Consider the following 9,696-nt stretch of genomic DNA (forward strand, 5'->3'; position numbering starts at 1 on the left):
CGGCGCTAGTGGAGATCTCTACGCGAATCAGCGAGGGTTCAAGGACACACGCGGGCCGGTTGATTCTGACGGTCCGAGCCGGCCCAACTGGACGGCTTGAAGGTGGTCCGCCCTGAAGCAATCCGACGCCGACGTCAATGACACTCCGCACCGATGGGCTATCCAGTCCCCCGGCAAGCGCTTGCGCACCGGGCTGGCACTTCACGCTTGCTCGCTTCCAAGCCGTGTTAGCCCTCACCAAAGGTGACGGCTAACACGCCTGGTGCGGTACCGGCGCCGGAGTGTCGACGATCTGGCAGGTCAGGTGACCCCGATGTTCAGGTAGAAGTGGCCGAGCTTGAGTGATAGCGAGGCGCCTCCGAAGTGGTGAATGAGCAGCGCCAACAGAATGACGATCAAGATGCAGACGACGAGCCAGAACAGGAACCACACGAACCCTGGGATCCCGTAGCGACCGACGCGAGCCATTAGGCTCGCCCCCTCGCGGCCGGCGCTACAACACGCGCCGCCGCGCATGGACGTGTCGGCTGCCGGCAACTGCGCCCGACGCTAGCGGACATCTCCATACAGCCTCCTTCATGAGGTGTCCGCGAAATTTCCCTACCGAAGCGCGCGTCAAACCGGGCCGTAGGAGCCCGCTTCAGGATCCCGCCGGAGCCGGGCCGCGTCTGTGCTGTCGGTGACATCCGGGGTCGGTCGACGGCTCTTCGGAGAAGTCACTTCCCGGACCCGCCGACACCCAGCATAGAACCCCGCTCCCAGCCGTGTCTTGACACAGAGGGGAGCCAGATGAGTACGGCGAAGCGCTTTCGTCGGCCGGCTCCGGGGGCGGCACTTTTCTGGCCGCCCCCGTGCCTGGTCGAATCCTTGCCGATATCGCAGCAACGATGTCGCCCCGGTGCCGGCCACGCCTCGGCTCAAGCCTCAGCCGACGAGTGACGATCTCATCCCTGCAAGACGCGCCGCGCCTTGAACCGGCGAACCTCCTGCGGCCAGCCGCATGCCTCCGCGATTTTTCCGGCCCACATCCGGGCGGTCGCCTCATCCGGCACGTCCACGATGGTCAGGCCACCCAGGAACTCCTTGCTCTCGACATAGGGCCCGTCGGTGAAGACCATCGCACCGCTTGTGGCGTCTGCGTTGAAGACTGGGCCGTCCTCTTCCTCCAGGCCGCCGGCGAAGACGAATGCCCCGGCGGCCTTGATCTCATCAACAACCGCCCTGGCGAGTGGACCGCGCCCGCGGAACCACTCCTCGGTGTGGTCACCCACCCACTGCTGATTGAAGTAGATGAGGTACTCAGGCATGTCCGCTCCCTCTGATCGTCCCCGGACCCGACGTCCGTCTCTGCATACGCTACGAACGGCATCCGGCAGATCCGACACTGTCCAGCTTGATTTCTGTCAACCGGTCAACCGTCGCACGCACATCGGCAGATCCGGTTGTTCGCGGCGCCGACCGCGGAGAAATCTGCGGTCGCTGGTCAGTTGACGCTCACGACGACCTTTCCATGGGCGCGTCCCTTACCCACGTGGGCCAACGCCTCGGGCGTCTCGTCGAGCGTGAAGGCCCGGTCGATGTGGATGACGAGGTCACCCGCTACGCAGAGATCGGCCACCGGTTCGAAGTGGGTCGGCCCTTCCCGGACGGCGAGCACGCCCAGCCGACGGTTAGTGAGCCGGCCGGCCACCGCGCCGATCGTCAGGACGCGCAGTAGCGCCGGGACCGATCCGCCGACGCACCGGTAGCGGCCGCCGGGGGCTAGTGCCCGGCGGTAGGCGAACACCGATCGGTGCGCGACCAGATCGAGGATGAGATCGTACGGGCCGCTGCGGGTGAAGTCGCGGCTGCGGTAGTCGATCACCTCGTCCGCGCCGACGGACCGCATGAAGTCGAGCTTGCCCGCGTTGTCGACGCCGGTTACCTGGGCGCCGAGTCGTTTGGCTAGCTGGATCGCGAATGCGCCGGATCCTCCGCCGGCGCCATTGATCAGGACCCGGTTGCCGGCTGCGGCGCCCGCGATGCCCTGCTGTGCGATCACGCCCGCCTGTGGGATCGCCGACGCCTCGGCGAAGGTCAGGGCGGCGGGCTTGCGCGCCAGGACCGATTCGGGCGCGATCGCGTACTCGGCGAAACCGCCCTTGAGCATGAGGTTGTCGCCGTACACCTCGTCACCGGGTCGGAACCGAGTGACGGCCGGGCCCACCGCGTCGACCCATCCGGCGATGTCCGAGCCGAGGGTCCGGCGTGCCGGGGAGCGCAGCCCACCGATGCGCGAATACAGTGGCGAACCCTGCAGGGTCTCCCAATCGCTCAAATTCACCGAGGTCGCCGCAATCTTGACGAGCACCTGTCGGGCAGCGGGCGAGGGCTTGGGGAGATTCTCGATCCGCAACCCATCCGGGGACCCGTACCGGTCGTACACGACTGCTCTCACCTGGTACCACCAGCCCTTCGGGGAAAGTAGGCCAGCCGCAGTACCCGATGCGTTCAGGGCCAGCAGCCTACGCCTCTTAGTTAGCACGGCGGGACAAGCGGATGGTCGACAAGAAGGCTGCCAGCGACGAGTCGCTGACCGGTCTTGTCAGGCTGTGACAGGCAGGCGGCAAGTTCATCCGAGCTGACAGCCGAGATCTGGGCGGTGCATGTCATCCACGGCATGCCGCCGGGTGGGGACCTTGCATCCGGCGAGGCCATCGGCCCGGCATGGCTGGCGCGGCGTACTGGCACCGCGACCCTTCGCTAAACGCAAGGGAGGAGCGCCCCCACCGGACCGCACGGTCCTTCGCCCGGTCCCCACCGCGGCGGCCCACACGTCCCAGTGGAGCGCCGCAATGCACACGATCTCCGTACTCAACGACCTTGTTCTGGCCGCTGCCGCCCCTGATGGTGAAGGCCCGAAGTCCATTGCCCAGGTCATCTCCAACATCACTGGCTGGGTCATGGGCATCATCGCGCTGGTCGCGACGATGTTGACTTCACAGCGATCAACGCGAAGAACACCTCCACCGGCTTCTACGCGGCCAGCCCCGCGACGTCCCGGCCGCGACCGCCACCCACCACAACGAACCCGCCGAAGCAGTCTGGCTCCCGGCCGGCGCCACCGGCCGGGTCCGCCTCACGGCGCTGCCCAGCAACCACGGCCAGCCCGTAGCGGACAACCCGAACTACGACGAGGGCGTCTTCGTGCTCTGACAAGCCCTGATGTGACTACCAGCGACCGTTGGCACTCTCTGTCCGGCGTTGGCACCCCATGACACCGGCGAAGCCTTCACGTCAGCACACCAATAGGCAACAGATGTCGCAACGACGATCGGCGCCGGGGCCTGGAGTACGAGTTGGCGCAGCGCGGCCAAGCGGCCGGAAAGCGTCGGGACACCGAGGTCCCGGATGAGCGGGCAATCGTGTCGAGGGCGAGGAGTCGGCCTGGCTGGGTGCAGCCAGGCCGTGTCTGGCTTCATCCCGCGTCGCGCTGACACAGCACGCGGTCAGGCGTGAGGATGTGGGCATGAGTTCATCGCAGCCCGCCGTCGACCCCGGGTCCGAGCCGGACACGACCGCGGGCGGGCCGGTGAATACTGCTGGCGCGCGGTCCAGGCCCCCATCGCCGGACTCCCCCGGGTCTTTCGCGGACCACCGCTACCTGCTCGACAACGCCAGGGTGGAGGCGGGCGAGCGGTTCACCTGGCTGGCCGAGCTGTTCGACGGTGTCACGCGTGGGCACTTCGACCGGCTCGGAGTGAGGGCTGGCTGGCGCTGCTGGGAAGTTGGCGCCGGAGGCCCGAGCATTCCCGAGGCACTCGCCACGGCCGTCGGACCAACCGGTTACGTGCTGGCCACGGACATCAATCCGGCCTGGTTGGACCCGCACGGCGGGTACGAGGTGCTCCGGCACGACATCGTCGGGGACCCGCCCCCGCAGCCAGGCACGTTTGACCTGGTACACGCGCGGCTCGTGCTCGTTCACGTGCCCGACCGTGCCCGGGCGATGGCGACATTGGTGGCGGCGCTGCGGCCCGGCGGTTGGCTATTGGTAGAGGATGCCGACACCGAGCTGCAGCCGCTGGCCTGCCTCGATGAGGTTGGCCCGGCGCAGCGGCGCGCCAACCGGCTGCGGCGCGCCGTCCGGGAGTTGATGACCCGCCGCGGCGCCGATCTGCGCTACGGCCGTACGCTGCCGCGGGCGTTGCGTGCGGCGGGCCTAGTCGATGTCACGGCGGCCGGCTGCTTCCCGGTCGGCGGGGTAGCCTGCGACCGGCTGGAGACCGCGACGGTGCGCATGGTCCGCGCCGAGTTGCTCGCCGCAGGGCTGGCCAACGACGTCGAAATCGACGCGCACTTGGCCGCCGTCGAGGCCGGCGAGCTCGACCTCACCCTCGCGCCGCTGATCTCGGCATGGGGACGCCGCCCAGGCTAAGCAGTCTGCCTGAGGTTCTGCATGTGACTGGGTGGCAGCATGGAGGCGGCCGACCGGCCGGCCTCCACACCACCGTGATCACAACTCCGGACGGGACCTAGGCGTGCCAGCCGATGCCGATGCCGATGCCAATGCCAATGCCAAGCATTGCGAACAGTCCGGTTCGGCGGAGCGGTGGTCGCGGCCCCAGAGATAGACGTCTCGTTCGCGGCTGCCGTATGGCGCGGCGGCCAGCAGCCAACGGTCGATCGGGCTCAGCTTCGCGGGCAGGCTCGCGAAGCTGGACTCGCGTATACGCAGGTGGTCGACGACGGTGGCGCCGTCGCGCATCTGGATCAGGCCACGGTACTGGCGAAGGTCGCCGGGGCCATCCGGCAGGAACAGCGGCTCGCCAAGCCGACTGGGGCGCAGGATGTGCTGGCCTTCTGGCCGCAGGTGCGCGATCGTCCATTCGGGTGACTTGCGGCCTGAAGGCTCAAGCGCGTGAGCCTCCCGCACCAGCTCCCCAAGTTTGGCGGTGTCTACAGCGACGAAGCCGCCGGGGTTGCGCGGGATCCGCCAGCCACGGCGGGCCAGCCTAGGGCGTTGCGCTGGCGTTGTGACGGGCGGCGGCCAGGAAGGGTTTTGCACGAGGTATCGGTGGTCGACGCCCAAACTCTTTAGATGCCCGCTGAGCCACCGCTGCTGATCAGCGGTAGCGGTCTGCCACATGTAGACGAACGGGTCGAACCCGTTGGCCGCGCGTACCGCGGCTGCCCTCGGCAGGTTGTGACACACGTCGGCGATCAGGTGGATCTCGGCGAGGTGACCGTCGGGATGCCTGGACAGGTCCGGCCTGAAGGCGAGCATGCGGATCTCCAGCAGAGCCGCGCTGAGCAGTCCCGCCACGACCTGTTCCCGGTCCCGTCGCCTCCACCGTCGCACCATCCCGGCATTATCGCGCCGGCCGTGCGCCTGGCGGACGCGCACCGTCAGCTATCGGTGGAGTCAGCCTGACAGCCGCGTGAACAACGGCCGCAACAGGCGCACCCGGTCTTTCAGCACCGTCAACGACCGCGTCCACCCGACCCGCTCCGCGATCACCGTCGCCGGCATCTGCGGCCACTGCTGCAACAACGCCCGGATCTGCGGCTCCACCGCATCCACGATCGACGGCTTCGCCGGCCGCGAATATCGCGGAGGCCCCTGCGCCGCCAACGCCCGACGCACCGTGTTCCGGCCGACACCCAACTTGCGAGCGATCGCCTTGATCGGCATCCCCTCAGACCGATGCAGACGACGGATCTCCGCCCAGTCCTCCACGCTCAACACCCTCCCGATACTGGAAGGGGGGTCCAGATTCGCCCGCCAGAGGCTCAGTCTTCACGCGTCGCCGACACCAGTTGGTCGGCTCCCTCCGGGCTCGGCTGTCACGTTGCGTCACTCGCGTGCCACCTATCGCTGGGGCATACGATCCTCGACGCCGGTCAAGAGGCGCGATCAGCGGCATGAGGGCGCCCGCAGGACACGTCTAGGGTGTTGCCGTGATCCTCTCGGACTGGTCGGATGTACCCGACCGCCTGGCCAGATTGTCGACGCACCCGTCTGCCGGCACGGTCTTCGGCGCCAACAGCCATCAGTGGCGACGCGAGCCGCCTCTGACCACGGATGAGCTGGCCGAGCTGGAATCACAGCTAGATGTCGAGCTACCTGCCAAGTACCGTTGCTTTCTCCTACAGGTCAGTCGTGGGGGCACGGGCCCGGCGTACGGCCTCTTTCCTGTCCAACGGGTAGACGGCCGCTGGCGCTGGGAAGGCGACGGCGCCGAACTCACCGACCTGGAAACGTTGAGCCAGCCGTTCCCGCACACCGACGCATTCAACCCCGCAGACGACCTGCCGGATCCCCCCGACGAGGCGGACTTCGACTCCGAAGGCAAGTTCAACGAGGCTGAAGACGCTTACTGGCAGCAGCACGAAGCCATCGCCTTCTCGCCCGAACACTCCATCGGGCTGCTCTATCTCTGTCACCTCGGCTGCGCCTACCGCGAAGCTCTCGTCATCAGCGGACCAGCTCGCGGTCAGATGTGGGCGGACGACACCGCCAGCGACGGCGGGTTCCGGCCTCTGCACGAGCCCGACGGGAGCCCGACGGGCTTCACGCGCTGGTACCGGGGCTGGCTCGAACAGGCGGAGGAGCAAACTCAGTCCCGATCAAGCCGGAACACCCTGTAGCGCACGGACGGCGGCATGAGCGTGCACCAGATCGGAAGGACTACCCGGTCATAGGTGACCTCGGCTGCCTTTCCATAGATAGAGGTCGCGCAGCAGGGATATCTCGGCGCCGTGGTGAATGACCTCGCGGTGTACGTGCAGGATGAGCTTCGCCATCGTTGCATCCGCGTACTCCGGCGGTGAGATGGCACCTTGCGGCTGAGCTAATCCGGCGGCGCCGAGGTGGCGAACATCGCGGGTCCACGCATCGTGCCCGTCGTCGAGCTGGCGCAGTGCTGCCTCGGCGGTGCCCGGGTAGGCGACCGCCCGGTGACCGGCAAGCGGGCCATCGAAGTGGGGTGTCGCCGGTGGTCCGAACACGTCGATGAGGTGCGCCAGCCGCCAGGCGATCGTGGTGACCGGCGCGCGGTCGTGTGGCGGGCTGGCGTAGTCCAAGGTGAATTCGCCTGCGCCGACCGACAACGGCGCAGAACTCTGGCCGCGCCGGCTGAGGGTCCAGGCGCCCGGGACCGGCTGCCAGAAGTACTCGACGTCGGTCAGCCCGTCCAGCCGTGGCCGAAGCTGATGCTGCCAGTGCCACTCAAGTTGGTCGACCAGCTCTGCGTTCCAGTCCACACCCACCGTGCGACAGTAGAGATTGACAGGCGACCCGATCAAACCTACGACGAAACCGCCAGCGCCCCGAAGCGCCCTACAAGGCGGCACTTTCCCGCTCCGGCCCAGCCGCCGCGGCGAGCGGATTGCCGGAAGCGGATGCTCGCCACGGCGGTTCCTGACTATCACAATCCCCGTACGCGGTATGGTCCGGTTCGTGACCAACCGGACGGTGCCCGTCGCCAGCGTGTCGAGCCGCGCCGAGGGCGACATTGTGGCGGGCTTGCTGCAGAGCGAGGGCATCGACGCCTGGGTCACCGCCGACGACGCGGGTGGCGAACTGGGCTCACTCCAGTTGGAGGGAGTGCGCGTGCTGGTCGCGCCGGCCGACGAAGCCCGGGCACGGCACATTTTGGCCAACTCGCCGTCCTAACGGCTCGAGTCCCCGTACGCGGCCAGCCATCGACCACATGCGCCGACAGGTCCCGCATCTCGCGCGGAGCGCCGCTCCCAATCTGTTTCCCCGCCCAGCTCTACCAACCGCTCGGATCGCGGCATGTCCGCGCACCCGACCTTGGCCAACCGGTGCCGAGAGACGTGCGATCAGGGTCTGCGTATGGGGGACGACATCGTTCTGCGGCTCGACCGCGCAACCGCGGAAGATCTGTACGTCGCGCTGTACGAGGCCGGAGAGCACATCGCGTCGGCGCAGCCATCACTCCGCCCACGGCCGAGGAGGTCGAGCGCCTGGGCACTCTTCTGCGGGATCTGGGCCACGCCCTTGGCCGTCGTTGCTCTCCGTACTGCGACCACCTCTAGTTCATATGGGTCGCGCGTGCTCAGCGGCAAATGAGGATGCCGTTCAATAGGGCCCGTCCGGTGCCGCTCTTAGAGCGGGACGCCGGCATGAGCGGATCTCGCAACCGGCTTGTCGTGAATAGAAGCGGATCGGTACTTTGCGGACGTGGGGTCGGACTGGATCTGGGAACTGCGGGTACCCGTGACGGCGGGCCCGGCTCTTCGCCAGTTGTATGCACTGGCGGCGGAGCAGGATCTGCGCCCGCAACGTCCCGACGGGCTGATCAACCTGTTCACCAATCGCGACGCTGACCTACGCACGGTCGAGGATTCCGACACGGCGCTCGCCGCCATGGCGACGGGCACGGAGCACGGCCAGCTCTGGACGAACGGCGACATCGACATCTTCGTCAACTGGGAAGACGGGCGCCTCGTCTGGGCGCTGGACTCATGCTTCTGCTATCGCCGCCCGGTGCCCGAGGCGGACACCTTCCGCGAGCTGCACGGCCGCCTGACCGGATTGTGGCTTGACGTCGCGCAGCGCCTGAACGCCGACGTCGGCCGAGTCCTCGACGAATGGTCGAGCGATCAGATATGGAAATGGGGCATCCACGACGCCCAGCACCCGGCCGCCGGTTGGCCGGCTGAACTCGGCTGGTGGACCTACGTTGGCCCCGACGCTCGTCTGCCACCGCCACGCCTGCCCGAGGTTGCCGCTCGCACGCGCCCGCTCCCGAACGGCGCCCTGCTGGTCACCCTCCTCGATGACCCGGCCGCCGTTGACCCGCTGCGCTACAAGGACATCCACGGCCGCTGGCTCAGGACGGCCTGACCGCCCCGCGGCAGCAACCTGGGCACGGTCGGCGGCAGATCAGTACACCGGGTTGGACCTGATGGCTTACTTCCCCGTGCTGACCACGATTGCGCGCAGATTGGCAGCGAGCTCCTCGAGCGATGCGTACTGCTGCAGTACGTGAAATGCGTCAGAGGCGTGATAAAACCCCCTTACTGGAGCCGCGCGCAGCCGGTGCTCGGCGAGCATCTGCGGGAACTGTTCGCGTCTTGCGGCCAGCCGCCAGTCTTGGTCGATGCGGTCCTCGTCGAGCATCACCTCGATGACGGTGTCTGGTACATGGCCGTGTTCGGCCAGCAGCTCGGCGTGACGAATGGTCCGTGGGTAACCGAACAGCACCCAGCAGCCTGGCGAGCGTGCCAGCGTGTCCGCGACGAACTCGGCCAGCACCTCGTCTGGTACCAACTCGCCGGCCTGCATGTGACTCGCGAACCGCTGGCCCCATTCCGAGCCGCCCTGCACTGCCGCTCGGCAGAGGTTCCCGACGTTATACGCCTGCAGCCCCATGGCCTCGCCGAGCAGCATTGCGGCGCCCCAGGCGTCGAGCACGCCGGGCTCCGCGATGACAGCTATCTTCCGCCGCACGCTCTCACACTCCGACACCCAGAGAGCGCAGCTTATCGACGACTCGCCTACGTACTCCAGCGCAGACGCGCTGGTCCGATCCCGGCTAGAGGCAGAAGCCATCCCTGCATCCCATCGAGAAGACCGCACGACCACGGCGCCGGGTCTGTAAGAAGAACGGTGTAACTCCTGATCAAGGAGCGGCACCTGATGACGGAAACGACGATGGCCGTGGATACTTCCGCGGTGGCGAAGAA

General features: G+C 67.5%; 10 protein-coding genes and 1 pseudogene. 4 read left to right on the plus strand and 7 right to left on the minus strand.

The genetic code is table 11. From position 1 onward, the window contains the following. Nucleotides 1–300: 300 nt before the first annotated feature. From ABZV78_RS14625 to ABZV78_RS14635, 3 genes are all read right to left on the minus strand, one after another. Nucleotides 301–432 (minus strand): hypothetical protein, encoded by a 132-nt coding sequence (locus tag ABZV78_RS14625; RefSeq protein WP_355638694.1) that lies wholly within the window; start codon nucleotides 430–432, stop codon nucleotides 301–303. A 512-nt stretch (nucleotides 433–944) separates the two neighbouring features. Continuing rightward, complete coding sequence (locus ABZV78_RS14630; RefSeq protein WP_355638696.1) at nucleotides 945–1,307, minus strand: YciI family protein; 363 nt, start codon at nucleotides 1,305–1,307, stop codon at nucleotides 945–947. 176 nt (nucleotides 1,308–1,483) lie between these two features. After that, nucleotides 1,484–2,425, minus strand: coding sequence for an NAD(P)-dependent alcohol dehydrogenase (locus ABZV78_RS14635; RefSeq protein WP_355638698.1), 942 nt, complete (start codon nucleotides 2,423–2,425; stop codon nucleotides 1,484–1,486). 1,083 nt (nucleotides 2,426–3,508) lie between these two features. Between ABZV78_RS14635 and ABZV78_RS14640 the strand changes: the two genes are divergently transcribed. Beyond that, nucleotides 3,509–4,417: a methyltransferase domain-containing protein gene (locus tag ABZV78_RS14640; protein ID WP_355638700.1), complete on the plus strand. Its 909-nt coding sequence runs from the start codon at nucleotides 3,509–3,511 to the stop codon at nucleotides 4,415–4,417. A gap of 78 nt (nucleotides 4,418–4,495) precedes the next feature. On the opposite strand, the gene ABZV78_RS14645 is transcribed toward ABZV78_RS14640, so the two are convergent. Together ABZV78_RS14645 and ABZV78_RS14650 are read right to left on the minus strand one after the other, a co-directional pair. Next, entirely contained in the window at nucleotides 4,496–5,305 is an 810-nt protein-coding gene (locus ABZV78_RS14645) for a hypothetical protein (RefSeq protein WP_355638702.1), read from the minus strand. Between the two features lie 117 nt (nucleotides 5,306–5,422). Next, a pseudogene (locus tag ABZV78_RS14650) lies at nucleotides 5,423–5,728 on the minus strand (helix-turn-helix domain-containing protein); the annotation flags it as partial. A gap of 212 nt (nucleotides 5,729–5,940) precedes the next feature. Here ABZV78_RS14650 and ABZV78_RS14655 point away from each other — a divergent pair. Then, entirely contained in the window at nucleotides 5,941–6,630 is a 690-nt protein-coding gene (locus ABZV78_RS14655) for an SMI1/KNR4 family protein (protein ID WP_355638704.1), read from the plus strand. Between the two features lie 48 nt (nucleotides 6,631–6,678). Here ABZV78_RS14655 and ABZV78_RS14660 read toward each other — a convergent pair whose 3' ends face one another. Next, nucleotides 6,679–7,251 (minus strand): DinB family protein, encoded by a 573-nt coding sequence (locus ABZV78_RS14660; protein ID WP_355638706.1) that lies wholly within the window; start codon nucleotides 7,249–7,251, stop codon nucleotides 6,679–6,681. Between the two features lie 190 nt (nucleotides 7,252–7,441). Between ABZV78_RS14660 and ABZV78_RS14665 the strand changes: the two genes are divergently transcribed. Both ABZV78_RS14665 and ABZV78_RS14670 read left to right on the plus strand, forming a co-directional pair. Further along, nucleotides 7,442–7,657, plus strand: coding sequence for a DUF2007 domain-containing protein (locus ABZV78_RS14665; RefSeq protein ID WP_165440028.1), 216 nt, complete (start codon nucleotides 7,442–7,444; stop codon nucleotides 7,655–7,657). Between the two features lie 531 nt (nucleotides 7,658–8,188). Further along, nucleotides 8,189–8,854 (plus strand): hypothetical protein, encoded by a 666-nt coding sequence (locus ABZV78_RS14670; protein WP_355638708.1) that lies wholly within the window; start codon nucleotides 8,189–8,191, stop codon nucleotides 8,852–8,854. 66 nt (nucleotides 8,855–8,920) lie between these two features. Here the strand turns inward: ABZV78_RS14670 and ABZV78_RS14675 are convergent, their stop codons facing one another. Beyond that, the gene (locus tag ABZV78_RS14675; protein WP_355638710.1) at nucleotides 8,921–9,424 is read right to left on the minus strand and encodes a nucleoside monophosphate kinase; all 504 of its coding nucleotides are present in this window, start codon (nucleotides 9,422–9,424) and stop codon (nucleotides 8,921–8,923) included. Between the last annotated feature and the right edge of the window lie 272 nt (nucleotides 9,425–9,696).

It is taken from the genome of Micromonospora sp. NPDC004540 (assembly GCF_040610095.1).
Taxonomy (GTDB): Bacteria; Actinomycetota; Actinomycetes; order Mycobacteriales; family Micromonosporaceae; genus Micromonospora.

Bases quoted from the DNA above. Each gene is read 5' to 3' on its own strand.
- ABZV78_RS14640 (WP_355638700.1), top strand. From the start codon at position 3,509: ATGAGTTCATCGCAGCCCGCCGTCGACCCCGGGTCCGAGCCGGACACG.
- ABZV78_RS14630 (WP_355638696.1), bottom strand. From the start codon at position 1,307: ATGCCTGAGTACCTCATCTACTTCAATCAGCAGTGGGTGGGTGACCAC.